Source organism: Streptomyces sp. NPDC056503 (assembly GCF_042794995.1).
In the GTDB taxonomy this organism is placed as follows: Bacteria; Actinomycetota; Actinomycetes; order Streptomycetales; family Streptomycetaceae; genus Streptomyces.
In genome coordinates, this window is record NZ_JBHTST010000018.1 from 1 (window position 1) to 16,265 (window position 16,265).

Genomic DNA, 16,265 nt, shown 5'->3' on the forward strand with positions numbered 1-16,265 from the left:
GTCCGGAACACCGGACCGGGGGCTTTCGCGTGCGAGCGGGAGGTCAGCAGCCGATGAGGCGGCTGGCCAGGTAGCCCTGGATCTGGTCGAGGGAGACCCGCTCCTGCTTCATGGTGTCGCGCTCGCGCACGGTCACCGCGTTGTCGTCGAGGGTGTCGAAGTCGACGGTGATGCAGTACGGGGTGCCGATCTCGTCCTGGCGGCGGTAGCGGCGGCCGATGGCGCCGGCGTCGTCGAACTCGATGTTCCAGTTCTGCCGCAGGTCCGCCGCGAGGCCCTTGGCCTTCGGGGAGAGCTGCGCGTTGCGGGAGAGCGGCAGGACCGCGGCCTTGACCGGGGCCAGGCGGTGGTCGAGGCGCATCACGACGCGCTTCTCCATGACGCCCTTGGCGTTGGGGGCCTCGTCCTCGGTGTACGCGTCGAGGAGGAAGGCGAGCATGGTGCGGCCGACACCGGCGGCGGGCTCGATGACGAACGGCGTGTAGCGGTCGCCGGACTCCTGGTCCAGGTACGTCAGGTTGGCGCCGGAGGCCTTGGAGTGGGCGGTCAGGTCGTAGTCGGTGCGGTTGGCGACGCCCTCCAGCTCGCCCCACTCGCTGCCGCCGAAGGAGAAGCGGTACTCGATGTCGGCGGTGCGCTTCGAGTAGTGGGAGAGCTTCTCCTGCGGGTGCTCGAACCAGCGCATGTTCTCCTCGCGCAGGCCGAGGTTGGTGTACCAGTTCCAGCGCTGCTGCATCCAGTACTCCTGCCACTCCTCGTCCTCGCCCGGCTTGACGAAGAACTCCATCTCCATCTGCTCGAACTCGCGGGTCCGGAAGATGAAGTTGCCCGGAGTGATCTCGTTCCGGAAGGACTTGCCCATCTGCGCGATGCCGAACGGGGGCTTCTTGCGCGAGGTCGTCTGGACCTGGGCGAAGTTGGTGAAGATGCCCTGGGCGGTCTCGGGACGCAGGTAGGCGACGGAGCCGGAGTCCTGGGTCGGGCCGAGGTGGGTGGAGAGCAGGCCCGAGAAGTTCTTCGGCTCGGTGAAGGTGCCCTTGTTGCCGCAGTTGGGGCAGTTGAGGTCGACGAGGCCGTTCTCGGGGAGGCGGCCGTGCTTCTCCTCGTACGCCTCCTCCAGGTGGTCGGCGCGGAAGCGCTTGTGGCAGGAGGTGCACTCGGTCAGGGGGTCGGTGAAGGTGGCGACGTGACCGGACGCCTCCCAGACCTCGGTCGCCAGGATGACCGACGAGTCGATGCCGACGACGTCCTCGCGCGCGGTGACCATGTAACGCCACCACTGGCGCTTGATGTTCTCCTTCAGCTCGACACCCAGCGGCCCGTAGTCCCAGGCGGCGCGCTGGCCGCCGTAGATCTCGCTGCACGGGTAGACGAAGCCACGGCGCTTGCTCAGGCTGACGATGGTGTCGATCTTGTCGGCGGCCACGGTGCTCTCTTCATTACGACGACGAAGTGCGAATGCCACAGGTTACCGGCGCCCATGGGCCCCGTATCAAATCGGTATGCCCATGGCTCCGGGTGGCCGGAACCACACCCCGGAGCCGCCGAAGGCAATTGACAACCGTTTCCAGTTTTGTTGAAAATGAGTGTCATGAACGTACGCCGTCTGATACCCACCACCGCCGTCGCCGGAGCCGTCGCCCTCGGTCTCGTCACCCTCTCCGCCTGCGGTGGCAGCTCCTCGGCCGCGGACAAGGGGACGGACGGCAAGCTGGACGTCGTCGCGTCGTTCTACCCCGTGCAGTACCTCGCCGAGCAGATAGGCGGCGGCCACGTGGCCGTCCAGACCCTGACGAAGCCCGGCGTCGAGCCCCACGACCTGGAGCTCAAGCCCCGGCAGATCGGCGAGCTCGCCGACGCCGACGTCCTCCTCTACCTCAAGGGCGTCCAGCCCGCCGTCGACGAGGCCATCGCCCAGGCCGGCGTGGAGCACACCGTCGACGCCGCGACCCTCACCACCCTCGAAGCCCACGGCACCGGAGCCGGCGAAGGCCACGACCACGGGCACGAGGGCGAGGAGTCCCACGAGGGCGAGTCCCACGAGGGCCACGACCACGGCTCCGAGGCGGGCACCGACCCCCACGTCTGGCTCGACCCCGTGAAGTACGCCGAGGTCGCCAAGGGCGTCGGCGCCGCCTTCGCCAAGGCCGACCCGGACCACGCCGCGGACTACGAGAAGAACACCGCCGCCCTGGTGAAGAAGCTCGGCGACCTGGACACCGCCTTCGAGACGGGTCTGAGGAACACCGCCACGAGGACCTTCATCACCACCCACTCCGCCTTCGGCTACCTCGCCGAGCGCTACCACCTGGACCAGGAGGGCATCTCCGGCGTCGACCCCGAGTCGGAGCCGAGCCCCGCCCGCATCAAGGAGCTCCAGGACATCGCGAAGGCCGACAAGGTCTCCACCGTCTTCTTCGAGACCCTCGCGAGCGATCGGACCGCGAAGACCCTGGCCCGGGACACCGGCCTGAAGACCGACGTCCTCGACCCGCTGGAGGGAATCACGGACCGGTCCAAGGGCGATGACTACATCGAGGTCATGCGGTCGAACCTCGCCGCGCTGAAGACCGCGCTCGGCGCCAAGTAGGAGACAGCCTTGAGAGACCTGAACGGCGAATCCGTCATCTCGGTCCGCGGCGCCACCGCGGCGCTCGGCGCCCGCCCCGTCCTGCGCGGCGTCGACCTCACCGTCGGCCGCGGCGAGGTCGTCGCCCTGCTCGGCGCCAACGGCTCCGGCAAGTCCACCGCCGTCCGCGCGATCATCGGCCAGGTGCCGCTGACCGGCGGCACCATCGAGCTCTTCGGCACCGAGCGGAAGCGGTTCCGCGACTGGGCCCGGGTCGGCTACGTCCCGCAGCGCACCACCGCCGCCGCCGGCGTGCCCGCCACCATCCGCGAGGTCGTCTCCTCGGGCCGGCTCTCCCGCCGGAGGTTCGGCTGGGCGACCAGGGCCGACAAGGCGGCCGTCCAGCGGGCCATCGACCTCGTCGGCCTCGCCGACCGTGCCGGGGACTCCGTCTCCGCGCTCTCCGGCGGCCAGCACCAGCGGGTCCTCATCGCCCGCGCGCTCGCCTCCGAGCCCGAGCTGCTGATCATGGACGAGCCGATGGCCGGCGTCGACCTCGCGAGCCAGGAGATCCTCGCCTCGACCCTGCGCGAGCAGGTCGCCGGCGGCACCTCCGTCCTCCTCGTCCTCCACGAGCTCGGCCCGCTGGAGCCCCTCATCGACCGCGCGGTCGTCCTCCGCGACGGCTGCGTCGTCCACGACGGCCCGCCGCCCGAGGCCCTCGGCCAGCACGCGCTGCCTGGCCACGACCACGTCCACCCCCACGCGGCCGGCGAGCCGCTCCGCACGGGACTGCTGAGCTGACCATGGACTTCCTCGAACCTGCCTTCATGCAGCGGGCGCTCCTCGCGGCCGTCCTCGTCGGCATCACCGCCCCCGCCGTCGGCATCTACCTCGTCCAGCGCCGCCAGGCGCTGATGGGCGACGGCATCGGCCACGTGGCGATGACGGGCGTGGGCCTCGGCTTCCTGCTCAACTCCAGCCCGGTGTGGATGGCGACCCTCGTCGCCGTCGCGGGCTCGGTCGCCATGGAGCTGATCCGGGCGTACGGCAAGACCCGCGGCGACCTCGCGCTCGCCCTGCTCTTCTACGGCGGCATGGCCGGCGGCGTCATGCTGACCAGCCTGTCCAAGACCGGCTCCAACGCCAACCTGACCTCGTACCTCTTCGGATCGCTCTCCACCGTCTCGGAGGAGGACGTCACGGCGATCAGCCTCCTCGCGGCCTTCGTCGTCCTCGTCACCGTCGGCCTGCGCCGCCAGCTCTTCGCCGTCAGCCAGGACGAGGAGTTCGCCCGGGTCACCGGCCTGCCGGTGCGGCTCCTCAACCTGCTGATCGCGGTCACCGCCGCCGTCACCGTCACCGTCGCCATGCGGGTCGTCGGCCTGCTGCTGGTCAGCGCGCTGATGGTGGTCCCGGTCGCGGCCGCCCAGCAGCTGACGAAGTCCTTCCGGGCCACCTTCGTGCTCGCCGTCGCGACGGGCATCACCGTCACCCTGGCCGGCACGGTCACCTCGTACTACCAGGACGTCCCGCCCGGCGCGACGATCGTCCTCTACGCGATCGGCGTCTTCGTCCTCCTCACCCTCCTCGCCGCCCCGCTCGCCCGGCGGCGGGCCCGGGCCGCCGAGGCGGTCGCCGTGGACGGCTGCGACAGCCCGGTCCCGGCGGGCCGGAAGCCCGCGGACGACGTCAGGGTCTGACCCGGCACAGGGGGGACTGGCAGAATGGCGGGGGCAACGGAAACATCAAGGAGGCCCCCGTGGTGACGGCAGGACCCCCCGTACGCGGCCGCTCGACCCGGCAGCGCGCCGCCGTGTCGGCCGCGCTGAGCGAGGTGGACGAGTTCCGCAGCGCCCAGGAACTGCACGACATGCTCAAGCACCGCGGCGACTCCGTCGGCCTGACCACCGTCTACCGCACCCTCCAGTCCCTGGCGGACGCGGGCGAGGTGGACGCGCTGCGCACCAGCGACGGCGAGACGGTCTACCGCCGCTGCTCGTCCGACGACCATCACCACCACCTCGTCTGCCGCGCCTGTGGCAAGGCCGTCGAGGTCGAGGGCCCGATGGTGGAGCAGTGGGCCGAGGCGGTCGCGGCGGAGCACGGCTTCGTGAACGTGGCGCACACGGTCGAGATCTTCGGCACCTGCGCGGAGTGCGCGGCGAAGTGAGCTGAGACCTGACATACGAGCGGGCCCGCACCGGATCACTTCGGTGCGGGCCCGCTCGCGTGTCGTCAGACGCGGCTGCTGTGCCGGTCGAGGAGGGCGCGGAGCCGGTCGGCGTCGGCCGGGCCGGCGAGGCCGTGCCGGGGCAGGTAGGCGAAGCCGGAGCCGGCCTGCCGGGGCGTGAGCAGGACGAAGAGCCGGTCGGTCTCCACGTACCGCGGCAGCATCGCCCAGCGGATGGTCTGCTGCGTGTCCCGGGCGGACCACCGGCCACCCTCGGCGTCGACGACGGCCCGGACCTCGCCCTGGGCACGGACGGCCCGGAAGAAGGCCCAGGCGACGGCCCGGCTCATCAGGTGGAGCACGGCGACGGCCGCGACGCCGAGGCCCGCCATCTCGGCCACGGTCCCCGTGTCCGGCTCGCCCGGCAGCAGCAGCTCCAGGGCGGCGATCAGGAGGGCGAGGACCGCCGCGCCGTACGCGACCCAGCGCAGCGCCCGCCACCAGCGGGTGGCCCCGAGGCTGACGCGCACCGCCTCGTGGACGTCCGCGAAGACGGCGGTGTAGGCGAGTTCGACCCGGTCGTGGACCCCGTCGTGGACGGTGGACCCGTCCGATATCCCGTTCACGCGCCGGATCGTAGCGTCACCCGGCGGGGGTCTCCTCCCGGCCCTTCTCGAGGACGGCGAGGTCGGCGGGGTCGACGCCGCCGAAGCGGCGGTCGCGCTGGGCGTACTCGACGCAGGCGCGCCACAGGTCGCGGCGGTCGAAGTCGGGCCACAGCACGTCCTGGAAGACCATCTCGGCGTACGCGCTCTGCCAGATCAGGTAGTTGGAGGTGCGCTGCTCGCCGCTGGGGCGCAGGAAGAGGTCGACGTCCGGCATGTCCGGGTAGTAGAGGTACTTCTGGACCGTCTTCTCGGTGATCTTCGCCGGGTCGAGCCGGCCGGCCCTGACGTCCTCGGCGAGCGCCTGCGCGGCGTCCGTGAGCTCGGCCCGGCCGCCGTAGTTCATGCAGAAGTAGAGCGTGAGCTTCGTGTTGTCCTTGGTCTGCTCCTGGGCGACCTGGAGCTCCTTGGCGACGGACTTCCACAGCTTGGGCATCCGGCCCACCCAGCGGACCCGGATGCCGAGCTCGTCGAGCTGGTCGCGGGTCTTGCGGATGAAGTCGCGGTTGAAGTTCATCAGGAAGCGCACCTCCTCGGGGGAGCGCTTCCAGTTCTCGGTGGAGAAGGCGTACAGCGAGATCGCGCCGACGCCCATCTCGATCGCGCCCTGGAGGACGTCGAGGACCTGCTCGGCGCCGACCTTGTGGCCCTCGGTGCGGGGCAGCCCGCGCTCCTTGGCCCAGCGGCCGTTGCCGTCCATGACGATCGCGACGTGTTCCGGCACGAGCTCGCGCTGCAGCTTCGGCGGGCGGGCGCCGGACGGGTGCGGCTCGGGGGTGCGGTACTCCCGACGCTGGCGCCCGAGGAGTCGTGCGATGGCCATGGCGTGGTCTCTCCTAGCTTTTCTCTACGTAACGCAGGGAGCGCAGTCCGCGCTCCAGGTGCCAGTGCAGATAGGCGGACACGAGCCCGCTGCCCTCCCTGACGTGACGCGGCTCGCACGCGTCCGCCGTCGCCCAGTCACCGGTGAGCAGCGCGCTGAGCAGGCCGATGGCCTCCGCTGAGGGTACGACGCTTCCGGGGACCCGGCAGTCGCCGCATATGACGCCGCCCGCGGCGACCGAGAAGAACCGGTTGGGGCCGGGAAGTCCGCATTTGGCGCACTCCTCGAAGCTGGGCGCGTAGCCGTTCACGGCGAGGGAGCGGAGGAGGAAGGCGTCCAGGATGAGGTGGGGGGCGTGCTCGCCGCGGGCGAGGGTCCGCAGTCCGCCGACGAGCAGGAGGTACTGCTGTACGGCGGGCTCGCCCTCGTGGTCGGTGAACCGTTCCGCCGTCTCCAGCATCGCGGTGCCGGCGGTGTAACGGGCGTAGTCGGTGACGATGCCGCCGCCGTACGCGGCGATGGTCTCGCTCTGGGTGCAGAGCGGGAGGCCGCGGCCGATCAGCTCGCTCCCCCGGGCGAAGAACTGCACGTCCACGTGCGAGAAGGGTTCGAGCCGCGCCCCGAACTTCGACTTGGTCCGCCGCACCCCGCGCGCCACGGCCCGCACCCGCCCGTGCCCGCGCGTGAGGAGGGTGATGATGCGATCCGCCTCGCCCAGCTTCTGGGTGCGCAGCACGACGCCGTCATCACGGAACAGACTCATGCGGCCCATTCTCCCGCACCCCGGGGGCGGAGGGGGCCGGGGGTTTCAGGGGACCTCTCCGCGGCTGCGCGCGTTGGCGTGGGCGGTGGCGGCGCTGAGGCGCTCCGCGGAGGTGGCCTCGCGGACCTCCTCGGGGGCCACGTCCCACTCGCGTCCGCCGCCGAGCGGACGGACCTGGACGTAGGGGCCCTCGTGGCCCATCACCCTCGCGACCCGCCCGGTGCGGATCTCCACGACGTACGCCCCGATCTGCAGCGCCATGACCGGCCCTCCTCCCCGGCGGCCCCGGGCCGGCGGGGTGCGCCGGGCCGGACCACCGTGCGGTGTCCCTTGCGAACGAGCGGCCGAGGGGACGACGGAGCGGCGGGGCCGGCTGCCGCCGGTCACGGGCGGAGGCGATTCCCTCCGCGCCGTTCCCGCGCGATTCCGGCTCCGCGTGCCGCGGCGCTCCGACTTCCCCCGTGGTCGTTCTCTTCTGGTGTCTTCCTTCACCAACGTATGCCTTTCTGAATCCATTTCCCGCTTCCCCACTCCCGGGTGACCCGTGCTCCGTAGAATCGTCGGACGCACCAAGGGAGTTCGGGTCGTTCCCGCACGCCACCGGGGCAGGATGTTCGAGTGGATGATTCGATTCGCGGCCGTCGGGTCGGTCGTGGAATCGGCGAAGTCCCGTAAATCCGGAGGATTCTCGAACGGCCGTCCTGGGCCGCCGCGGAATTGTTCCCGGAGCCCTCGGCATTCGCTCCGGCGTACGCCGGGGGCGCGCGAAGGGAGCGCGCGGAGCGGCCCCGCCGGGGCGGCTCCGGGGACCCGGACGTGGTGCGGGGCGGGCCGGTGCCCCTACGATCGGCGCGGGAGCGTCGCCCTGCCGCCCGGAGGCGCCCCGGGACCGACCGACGGCGGCGGAGGAACGCGGACGATGACGGCCACCCCTCTTCTGGTCCTACGCGGTGGCGAATCGGTTCTTCGCTTCGCGGGCGGGCCGGTCACCCTGCACCGGCCGGACAAGGAACACCACATACCGCTGGCGGCGATCTCCTTCGTCCACGCCGAGGGCCGGTCCGTCGCGATCGTCCTGACGGCCTCGGGCACGAACGAGCCCACGATCTACCGGGTCACCGACGTCGACGAGGCCGCCGCGCTCGCCTTCGGGGAGGCCGTGACCGCCGCGCTCCCCGCCGACCCGGCACCCGACGGCGCCGAGCTCGTCACCACCACCACGCCCCGTGCCCCGGAGCCCCCCGGCGCCCGCGGCGGCGTCCCCTGGAAGGCGGTCGCGGCCGTCGTCGCCGTCGCCGTCCTGCTGGCCGTCCTGACAGTCTTCGCCGCGAAGGGCTGACCGGAAAGCACCACCGCCTTTACGATCATGCTCATGTCGACACCCCTCTCCGCCCTCCCGGTCCTCCGGGGCCGGGACGGCGCCGCCCTCTTCGCGGAAGACGCCGGGCTGGTCCTCGACCTCGCCGACGAGCAGGTGACCTTCACCGCCGACGGGCTGGGCCGGATCCGCGCCGAGGGGCGGACGGTCCTGATCGAGCTGCGGGCGAAGGCGGGGACCACGCCCCAGGTCCACCGGATCGACGACGTGGACCCGGAGGCGGCGGTCCGCTTCGCCGACGGGATCAACGCGATCCTCGCCCGCCGGACGGACGACGACGACGTCGACGGGGCCCCGTTCGCCGTGATCCGCTCGCTCCGCCCGACCTGGCGGAAGAGGTTCCTCGGCCGGCTCCGGCGGGGCGTGCTCGGCTACTTCCTGGTGCTCGTCGCCCTCTGCGTGGTCGCCGGCGCGCTGGGCGAGGGGGACCTGGTCGTCATGACGATCCCGTTCGGCGGCCTGAGCTGGCTGGCGCTCTGGTTCGGGGTGTACGGGGTGGTGCGCTCGCGACGCGAGCGGTGGCTGCTCGAACACGGCGTCACGGTGACCGCCACCCGGGCCACGACGCGCGGCGCGTACGTGTACCCGGACGGGACCGGCGCCTACCGCGGCTTCCGGCACGGCGAGGCCGGACCGTCGGTCCCCGTCGCCTTCCCCCCGGGGGACCCGGGGGACGTGCTCGTGCTGTCGCCTCCGTTCACCCACCTGGTGAACACCCTGACCGGGGCGGTCCTGCTCTTCTGCGGCGTCGCCCTGGCCCTCCTGCACGCCGTACTGGCGGTGCTCTTCCTGGCCGACGGCTGACCTGACCCAGCCCACCCTTTGAGAAGTCATAAGCCTGCCTTATGGGGGCATAGACCAGGGTCGGGTACCACTTCCAGCTCCATGTTAATTAGGGTGGCCTAAGTGCCGGCGGCTCCGCCGCACCCCGTATGCGAAGGGAACCAGTCATGCCCCGCCCCCTCCGGGTCGCGATCGTCGGCGCCGGCCCCGCCGGCATCTACGCCGCCGACGCGCTGCTGAAGTCCGACACCGCCGCCGAGCCGGGCGTGTCCATCGACATCTTCGAGCGGATGCCGGCCCCCTTCGGCCTGATCCGCTACGGCGTCGCCCCCGACCACCCGCGGATCAAGGGCATCATCACCGCCCTCCACCAGGTCCTCGACAAGCCGCAGGTCCGCCTCTTCGGCAACATCGACTACGGCACCGACGTCCACCTCGACGACCTGCGCGCCTTCTACGACGCCGTGATCTTCTCCACCGGCGCCATGGCCGACCGCGAGCTGCGGATCCCCGGCGTGGAGCTGAAGGGCTCGCTCGGCGCCGCCGACTTCGCCTCCTGGTACGACGGCCACCCGGACGTCCCGCGCACCTGGGACCTCTCGGCCGAGAAGGTCGCCGTCCTCGGCGTCGGCAACGTCGCCCTCGACATCGCCCGCATCCTCGCCAAGACCGCCGACGAGCTGCTGCCGACCGAGATCCCGGCCAACGTCCACGAGGGCCTCAAGGCCAACAAGGCCCTGGAGGTCCACGTCTTCGGCCGTCGCGGCCCGGCCCAGGCCAAGTTCAGCCCCATGGAGCTGCGCGAGCTGGACCACTCCCCCAACATCGAGGTCATCGTCAACCCCGAGGACATCGACTACGACGAGGGCTCGATCGCCGAGCGGCGCAAGAACAAGCAGACCGACATGGTCGCCAAGACCCTGGAGAACTGGGCGATCCGCGACATCGGCGACCGCCCGCACAAGCTCTTCCTGCACTTCTTCGAGTCCCCGGTCGAGATCCTCGGCGAGGACGGCGAGGTCGTCGGCCTGCGCACCGAGCGCACCGAGCTCGACGGCACCGGGAACGTGAAGGGCACCGGCGTCACCACCGACTGGGACGTCCAGGCCGTCTACCGCGCCGTCGGCTACCTCTCCGACGAGCTTCCCAAGCTCCCCTGGGACACCGTCAGCGGCACCGTCCCGGACGAGGGCGGCCGGGTGATGGAGGGCGCGGAGCCGATGGCCTCCACCTACGTCACCGGCTGGATCCGCCGCGGCCCGGTCGGCCTCATCGGTCACACCAAGGGCGACGCCAACGAGACCGTCGCCCACCTCCTGGAGGACTTCGCCGCCGGCCGGCTGCTCACCCCGGCCAGCCCGGAGACCGACGCCGTCGTCGCCTTCCTGGAGGGCAAGGGCCTCACCTACACCACGTGGGAGGGCTGGTACGCGCTCGACGCCGCCGAGAAGGCGCTGGGCGAGCCGCAGGGCCGCGAGCGCGTGAAGATCGTCGAGCGCGAGGACATGCTCCGCGCGAGCGGCGCGATCGACTGACCCGGCGCTCTCCCACCGGGAGCGCGACGGAAGGGGGCATCCACCGGGTGCCCCCTTCCCGCGTCCGGTCCTACGCTGGAGGGACCGGAAGGGGTGAGGGCCGTGTCCGCACCCGTGATCGACCGCGCCGGCCGGGCCCGTGACGCGGTGTCCCGCGAGGCCTGGGCCGAGGCGTACGCCCTGCTGCACGCCTGCGACCGGCACCCGGACCAGGCGCTGACCGCCGAGGACCTCGCCGCGCTCTCCGACGCCGCCTGGTGGTCGGGGCACCTCGACGAGTCCGTCGCCGCCCGGCTGCGGGCACACTCCGCCCATGTCGCGGCCGGCGACCACCGGGCCGCCGGGATGGCCGCCTGGTGGCTCCACTACGAGTACGCCGGACTGGGCAGGCCCGCCGTCGCGGCCGGCTGGCTGCACCGCGCCCGCCACCACCTGGACGGGCTGCCGCCCTGCCCCGAGCAGTCCTTCCTCGCCTGGACCGACGCCGAGGAGGCCACCGCCCGGGGCGACGGGGGCGCCGCGCTCTCCGCGACCGCCCGCATGACCCGCCTCGCCGAAGGCTCCGGCAGCCCCGACCTGCTCGCGCTCAGCCGCCAGGCCGCCTCCGCCGCCCTGCTCGCCCAGGGCCGCCGCGCCGAGGGGCTCGCGCTCCTCGACGAGGCGATGTGCGCGGCCGAGGCGGGCGAGCTGAGCGGCGTCTTCACCGGCTGGCTGTACTGCCTGGCCCTCACCCAGTGCATGGAGTCGGCCGACTTCGGCCGGGCCGTGGAGTGGACCCGTACGGCGATGGAGTGGTGCGCCACGACGGACGGCGGGGACAACCCCTTCCGCGGGGTCTGCCGGGCCCACCGGGTCGAGGTCCTGGACCTGCTCGGCGAGTGGACGGCAGCCGAGGAGGAGGCCCGGCAGGCCTGCCGGGAGGTGCCGGTGGACTGCCTGGAGGCGGCGGCCGCCTCGTACCTCGCCGCCGGCGACGTCCAGCGCCGCCAGGGCCGGCTCGACGAGGCCGCCCGCTCCTACACCCACGCCCACGAGCTGGGCCGGCTCCCCCAGCCCGGTCTCGCCCTGCTGCGGCTCGCGCAGGGCCACGCCGACGCGGCGGCGGCCGGACTGCGGCTCGCGCTGGCCTGCCAGGACGCCCGCCAGGGCCCGCTGGCCCGGGCCCGGCTCCTCGCCGCCTCCACCGAGGTCTCCCTCGCCGTCGGAGCCGTACGGGACGCGGCCGGCGCGGCGGCCGAGCTCGACGCCCTCGCCGGTGACGTGCCGCTGCTGCGCGCCCTCGCCGACACGGCGAGCGGCGCGGTCGCCCTGGCCGGAAGTCCCGAGGAGGCGCTGCCCGTGCTGCGGCGGGCGCTCGACGGCTGGCTGCGGCTGCGGGTGCCCTACGAGGCGGCGCAGACGCGGATGCTGGTCGCGGCGGGCGACCGGGCGGCCGGGGACGAGGAGGCCGCCCGCCTCGAACTGGCCTTCGCCCGGGACGCCTTCGAACGGCTCGGGGCCACGCCCGACGCCCGCCGCGCCGCCGCCCTGCTGTCGGCGGCCGCCCGGCGCCGGCTGCCCGGCGGGCTGACCGCCCGGGAGGCCGAGGTGCTGCGGCTGGTCGCCGGGGGCGCGACGAACAAGGGCGTCGCCCGGGCCCTCGTCATCAGCGAGCACACGGTCGCCCGGCACCTGAACAACGTCTTCGCCAAGCTGGGCGTCTCCTCCCGCTCCGCCGCGACCGCCTACGCCTACGCGCACGGCCTGGTCTGAACGGCCCATGCGCGGGCCGCCGGGATGGGCGGTACGGGCGATGCGGCGGCCGGGCCCGCCCGCGTACACCGGAGGCATGACCACGACGACGGACACCCTGGACACGCTTCGCGGTGCCGTGCGCGGCACCGTCGTCACCCCCGGCGACCCCTCGTACGAGGAGTCCCGGCGGGTCTACAACGCCCTGCACGACCGCCGGCCGGCGGTCGTCGTCCACGCCGCGGACGCCGGCGACGTGATCGCGGCGGTCCGCCACGCCCGGGAGCGCGGCCTTCCGCTCGCGGTGCGCGGCGGGGCGCACTCGGTCGCCGGCTTCGGCACGGTCGACGACGGCCTGGTGGTCGACCTCTCCCCGATGCGGGAGGTGCGGGTCGACCCGGAGGCCCGGACGGCCCGGGCCGGCGGCGGTGCCACCTGGGGCGACTTCAACCACGCCGCCCACGCCTTCGGGCTCGCGACCACCGGCGGGGCGGTCTCCACGACCGGGATCGCCGGGCTGACCCTGGGCGGCGGCATGGGCCACCTGGCCCGCCGCTACGGCCTGAGCTGCGACAACCTGACGGGCGCGGAGGTCGTCACCGCCGACGGCACCCTCGTCTCGTGCGACGCCGAGCGCCGGCCCGACCTGTTCTGGGCGCTGCGCGGCGGCGGCGGGAACTTCGGGGTGGTGACCGAGTTCGTCTACCGGCTGCACCCGCTCGCGGAGGTGTACGGCGGGCTGACCTGCTACCCGCTGGACGAGGCGGTGATCCGGGCCTGGCACGAGGCGGCCACCGCCGCCCCGGAGGAGCTGAACATCATCCTGGTGCTCGCCCTCGGCCCGGAGGAACCCTTCCTGCCGGAGCGCTGGCACGGGCGCCCCGTCTGCGCCGCGTTCACCTGCTTCAGCGGCCCGCCCGACGGGGACGGCACGGTACGGGCGCTCCTCGACACACTGGGTCCGGTGGTGGGCCGGTTCATGGAGCGGATGCCGTACCCGGTGATCAACACGCTCTTCGACGAGCAGCTGCCCGCCGGGCTCCACCACTACTGGAAGGGGAACTTCAGCCTCGGCCTCTCCGCGGGGGCGGCGGCCGTGCACGCCGAGTACGGGGCGACCATGCCGACCATGGAGTCGGACACCGCGCTCTTCCCGATCGACGGGGCCTGCCACCGCACCGGCCCGGAGGAGACCGCCTTCGCCTACCGGGACGCGGACGTCTCGCACTCCTTCGGCGCCACCTGGACCGACCCGTCCGGCACGGCGGCCAACGTCGCGTGGACCCGCGCCTACGACCGGGCGCTGCGCCCGCACACGGAGGCGGGCGGGTACGTGAACTTCATGGACACCGACGACCAGGACCGGATCCGGGTGAACTACCGGCAGAACTACGCCCGGCTGCGCGAGGTGAAGCGCCGCTACGACCCGGACAACGTCTTCCGGCTCAACCAGAACATCGCGCCCTGAGGCCCCGGGTCACGACACGGTGCGCGCGGTGGCCAGCAGTCGCAGGACGTCCTCCGGCGGGAGGCCCAGCGCCGTTCCGACGGTGCCCAGGACCTCCTGCTCGGCCGGGCTGTACCCGCCGTCGGCCAGCGCGATCCCGGCCGCCTGGAGCAGCAGCGTCTCCCGGCCGGCCGGCTCCAGGTGCGGGGTGAGCGGCGCGACGGCCTCGTGGATCTCGATGGCGAGGAGGGCGCCCTCGGGGTTGATCTCGGGCATGAACCGCCCGGTGTCGGCCTCCAGCGCCTCGACCAGGTCGACGAGCTGGACGGCCGTGCAGTCGGCGTACCCCGCGGACCTCACCGCGTGCACGGCCCGGTCGAGGACCTCGCGGGAGCCGGTGCCGCCGGCCGCGAGGACGGCGAGGGCGACGGTGTGGACGGCGTCCCGCAGCATCGCGGAGAACCGGCCGGTGGTGGGCCGCTCCAGCACCTCGGTACCGAAGTGGGTGTGGCAGGCGGCGCACTCCACCACCGGGCCGGTACAGCCCCTGGGCAGCAGCGGGACGCCGAGGACGGCGAACCGGCGGCGGCCGGTGCGCCGCCGGTAGCTGCGGTCACCGCCGCACGCCTCGCAGAAGAACTCGCCGTCGCCGATGGTGTTCCAGGAGGTGCGGATTCCGCAGACGGTCAGCTTCCCACCACGTGTTTTCCTGGCAGAACGCACGCGCACCTCCTCAACGGCCCGGCTGCACTGCCGGTGCGTTGGCGTGATGTTAGCCACATCCATGATGTGACGTCAGCACCTCGTCCGTACTTCGCACCGGAGATGGCCGAGACACGACACCGGGGTTTCAGGCCCGGCGGCGCCGCTTCGCGAAGGCCAGGAAGCCTCCGCCGAGCAGCAGGGCCCCGACGGCCGCCCCGATGACACCGGGCCCGATGGCCGAACCCGTCGTGGCGAGATCACCCTCCGGGGTGGTCGCGGAGGGCGCGGGCGCGGCGGTGGTCCCCTCCGGGCTCCCGGCGGGGGCGGTGGTCCCCGCGGGGGTTCCGGAAGGCGTCCCGGAGGGCGCGTCGGAGGGCGTCCCGGAGGGCGCGGGGGCGGTGGTCTCCGGGGCGCCGGGCGCGGAGGTGGTGGGGGCCGGGGGCTCGGTGGTGGCCGGCGGGGTGGGGACGGGGGTGTCGGTCGGCTCGGGGGTCTCCGGCGTGACGACCGGGCCGGGGGTGGTCTCGCCGGGGAGGCAGCCGGCGAAGGTCATCTGGTGGGTCTCGGCGCCGGGGACGGTGACGAGGTTCTTCGCGATCACGGCGCCGTTGACGTGGCCGGGGCCGACGCCGGGGCCGCCCATGTGGACGGTGGCGAGGGGCGCGAGGATCGTGCCGGGCCACGAGGTGTAGTTCTTCTTCACCGTGGTGGCCTGCGGGAAGTTCCACAGCAGCCGGGAACGGATGGTGCGGTACGCCGGGTCCGGCACGTTGTAGTCGTCGACGACGGGCGCGCCGCCGGCGAGGTTCTTGTAGTAGACGCCGTAGGTGGCGTTCGCGCTCATGTCGTAGGTGGCGCCGAGCACGTTCACCAGGGTGGAGGCGCCGACCGGCACGTCCAGGGTGATCGCGCGGGCCTTCTGGAGGTCGGCGGCGTCCACGGCGAAGACGTTCAGCGTGCCGTCGGTGCCGGTGAGGAAGAGGCCGTCGCCGGCGGCGGAGACGGTGCCGTTGGGCTTCTCGCCCGCCCAGCCGGTGGAGCGGGTCCGCAGCTCGGCGAACTCCTTGCCGAAGTCGACCGGGGAGGCGCCCTCGGTGATCGTGCCGTCGACGCCGAAGTTCTTGCCGCCGGAGGCGTTCACGACCTTGCCGGCTATGCCGGTGCCCTTGGTGATGACGACCTGGTTGGCGGAGAGGGTGCCGCCGACCACGAGGCTGTGGCCGCCGGGCAGCCTGTCGAGGTCGGCGGAGCCGAGCTGGTGGCCGACGGAGAAGCCGGACGGCTGCTTCGGGTCGCCGAACTTCGCGTCGCCGCCGACCGCCACCGCGCCCTCGGAGTCCGAGTGCCGTACCGAGTCGCGCTCCACGAACTCCGCGTACAGCCCGGCCGTGCCGAGCGGGTTCGGCGCGCACTCCGTGGAGGCGGCGGAGGCGGCGGGGGCCCAGGCGAGGGCGGCTCCGGTCACCGTGAGGACGGTGGCGACGGCAGCGGACGTGCGCATGCGGAACTCCAGGTCAGGGAGTGCGGGGAGGGAGGACGTGGGGGTCCCGGGGGAAGTGGTCTGTACCATCCGTCAGACCTTGATGTGCCGTCAACTCACCTCATAGCGCGCCGATTCCGGCATGTCGCCATGATCTTCCTTAAGCGAGACTGAAACAGTGACGCACCTCACACGCGAAGGCGCCCCGCCCCC

At 72.9% G+C, this 16,265-nt stretch carries 16 protein-coding genes; 9 read left to right on the forward strand and 7 right to left on the reverse strand.

The window, feature by feature from the left end; translation table 11 throughout:
• Positions 1-43: 43 nt before the first annotated feature.
• Entirely contained in the window at positions 44-1,426 is a 1,383-nt protein-coding gene (locus ACFQ8C_RS07730) for a glycine--tRNA ligase (RefSeq protein WP_383453319.1), read from the reverse strand.
• 165 nt (positions 1,427-1,591) lie between these two features.
• On the opposite strand from ACFQ8C_RS07730, the gene ACFQ8C_RS07735 reads away from it, so the two are divergent.
• The 4 genes from ACFQ8C_RS07735 to ACFQ8C_RS07750 are packed head-to-tail and all read left to right on the forward strand — an operon-like array spanning position 1,592 to position 4,742.
• A complete protein-coding gene (locus ACFQ8C_RS07735; RefSeq protein WP_383453321.1) occupies positions 1,592-2,590 on the forward strand; it encodes a metal ABC transporter substrate-binding protein in 999 nt (332 codons plus the stop codon).
• Between the two features lie 9 nt (positions 2,591-2,599).
• Positions 2,600-3,373, forward strand: a complete 774-nt coding sequence (locus tag ACFQ8C_RS07740) for a metal ABC transporter ATP-binding protein (RefSeq protein ID WP_383453323.1) — start codon at positions 2,600-2,602, stop codon at positions 3,371-3,373.
• A 2-nt stretch (positions 3,374-3,375) separates the two neighbouring features.
• A complete protein-coding gene (locus tag ACFQ8C_RS07745; protein WP_383453325.1) occupies positions 3,376-4,272 on the forward strand; it encodes a metal ABC transporter permease in 897 nt (298 codons plus the stop codon).
• Between the two features lie 59 nt (positions 4,273-4,331).
• Positions 4,332-4,742, forward strand: a complete 411-nt coding sequence (locus tag ACFQ8C_RS07750; RefSeq protein ID WP_351847920.1) for a Fur family transcriptional regulator — start codon at positions 4,332-4,334, stop codon at positions 4,740-4,742.
• 65 nt (positions 4,743-4,807) lie between these two features.
• Here the strand turns inward: ACFQ8C_RS07750 and ACFQ8C_RS07755 are convergent, their stop codons facing one another.
• The 4 genes from ACFQ8C_RS07755 to ACFQ8C_RS07770 are packed head-to-tail and all read right to left on the reverse strand — an operon-like array spanning position 4,808 to position 7,254.
• On the reverse strand, positions 4,808-5,368 hold the full coding sequence (locus ACFQ8C_RS07755; protein ID WP_383453328.1) for a YcxB family protein: 561 nt from the start codon (positions 5,366-5,368) through the stop codon (positions 4,808-4,810).
• A 16-nt stretch (positions 5,369-5,384) separates the two neighbouring features.
• Positions 5,385-6,230 carry an isoprenyl transferase gene (locus ACFQ8C_RS07760; RefSeq protein ID WP_383453330.1) on the reverse strand — a complete coding sequence of 282 codons (846 nt, stop codon included), beginning with the start codon at positions 6,228-6,230 and terminating at the stop codon, positions 5,385-5,387.
• A gap of 13 nt (positions 6,231-6,243) precedes the next feature.
• Positions 6,244-6,993, reverse strand: a complete 750-nt coding sequence (recO, locus tag ACFQ8C_RS07765; RefSeq protein WP_383453332.1) for a DNA repair protein RecO — start codon at positions 6,991-6,993, stop codon at positions 6,244-6,246.
• A gap of 45 nt (positions 6,994-7,038) precedes the next feature.
• The gene (locus tag ACFQ8C_RS07770; RefSeq protein WP_043221446.1) at positions 7,039-7,254 is read right to left on the reverse strand and encodes a hypothetical protein; all 216 of its coding nucleotides are present in this window, start codon (positions 7,252-7,254) and stop codon (positions 7,039-7,041) included.
• A 658-nt stretch (positions 7,255-7,912) separates the two neighbouring features.
• Here ACFQ8C_RS07770 and ACFQ8C_RS07775 point away from each other — a divergent pair.
• The 5 genes from ACFQ8C_RS07775 (at position 7,913) to ACFQ8C_RS07795 (ending at position 13,888) form a co-directional block, all read left to right on the forward strand.
• Entirely contained in the window at positions 7,913-8,332 is a 420-nt protein-coding gene (locus ACFQ8C_RS07775) for a hypothetical protein (RefSeq protein WP_383453335.1), read from the forward strand.
• Between the two features lie 33 nt (positions 8,333-8,365).
• On the forward strand, positions 8,366-9,175 hold the full coding sequence (locus tag ACFQ8C_RS07780) for a hypothetical protein (RefSeq protein WP_383453337.1): 810 nt from the start codon (positions 8,366-8,368) through the stop codon (positions 9,173-9,175).
• 146 nt (positions 9,176-9,321) lie between these two features.
• On the forward strand, positions 9,322-10,689 hold the full coding sequence (locus ACFQ8C_RS07785) for an FAD-dependent oxidoreductase (RefSeq protein WP_383453339.1): 1,368 nt from the start codon (positions 9,322-9,324) through the stop codon (positions 10,687-10,689).
• A 102-nt stretch (positions 10,690-10,791) separates the two neighbouring features.
• Positions 10,792-12,441 carry a LuxR C-terminal-related transcriptional regulator gene (locus tag ACFQ8C_RS07790; RefSeq protein WP_383453341.1) on the forward strand — a complete coding sequence of 550 codons (1,650 nt, stop codon included), beginning with the start codon at positions 10,792-10,794 and terminating at the stop codon, positions 12,439-12,441.
• Positions 12,442-12,517: 76 nt separating this feature from the next.
• Positions 12,518-13,888, forward strand: a complete 1,371-nt coding sequence (locus tag ACFQ8C_RS07795) for an FAD-binding oxidoreductase (protein WP_383453343.1) — start codon at positions 12,518-12,520, stop codon at positions 13,886-13,888.
• 9 nt (positions 13,889-13,897) lie between these two features.
• On the opposite strand, the gene ACFQ8C_RS07800 is transcribed toward ACFQ8C_RS07795, so the two are convergent.
• Entirely contained in the window at positions 13,898-14,590 is a 693-nt protein-coding gene (locus tag ACFQ8C_RS07800; RefSeq protein WP_383453345.1) for a TerB family tellurite resistance protein, read from the reverse strand.
• A gap of 127 nt (positions 14,591-14,717) precedes the next feature.
• Entirely contained in the window at positions 14,718-16,073 is a 1,356-nt protein-coding gene (locus ACFQ8C_RS07805; RefSeq protein WP_383453347.1) for a choice-of-anchor A family protein, read from the reverse strand.
• Positions 16,074-16,265: the final 192 nt, after the last annotated feature.

Coding starts and splice junctions, on each gene's coding strand:
- ACFQ8C_RS07735 (WP_383453321.1), top strand. CDS start 1,592: ATGAACGTACGCCGTCTGATACCCACCACCGCCGTCGCCGGAGCCGTC.
- ACFQ8C_RS07745 (WP_383453325.1), top strand. CDS start 3,376: ATGGACTTCCTCGAACCTGCCTTCATGCAGCGGGCGCTCCTCGCGGCC.
- ACFQ8C_RS07760 (WP_383453330.1), bottom strand. CDS start 6,230: ATGGCCATCGCACGACTCCTCGGGCGCCAGCGTCGGGAGTACCGCACC.
- recO (WP_383453332.1), bottom strand. CDS start 6,993: ATGAGTCTGTTCCGTGATGACGGCGTCGTGCTGCGCACCCAGAAGCTG.
- ACFQ8C_RS07770 (WP_043221446.1), bottom strand. CDS start 7,254: ATGGCGCTGCAGATCGGGGCGTACGTCGTGGAGATCCGCACCGGGCGG.
- ACFQ8C_RS07775 (WP_383453335.1), top strand. CDS start 7,913: ATGACGGCCACCCCTCTTCTGGTCCTACGCGGTGGCGAATCGGTTCTT.
- ACFQ8C_RS07780 (WP_383453337.1), top strand. CDS start 8,366: ATGTCGACACCCCTCTCCGCCCTCCCGGTCCTCCGGGGCCGGGACGGC.
- ACFQ8C_RS07785 (WP_383453339.1), top strand. CDS start 9,322: ATGCCCCGCCCCCTCCGGGTCGCGATCGTCGGCGCCGGCCCCGCCGGC.
- ACFQ8C_RS07795 (WP_383453343.1), top strand. CDS start 12,518: ATGACCACGACGACGGACACCCTGGACACGCTTCGCGGTGCCGTGCGC.
- ACFQ8C_RS07805 (WP_383453347.1), bottom strand. CDS start 16,073: ATGCGCACGTCCGCTGCCGTCGCCACCGTCCTCACGGTGACCGGAGCC.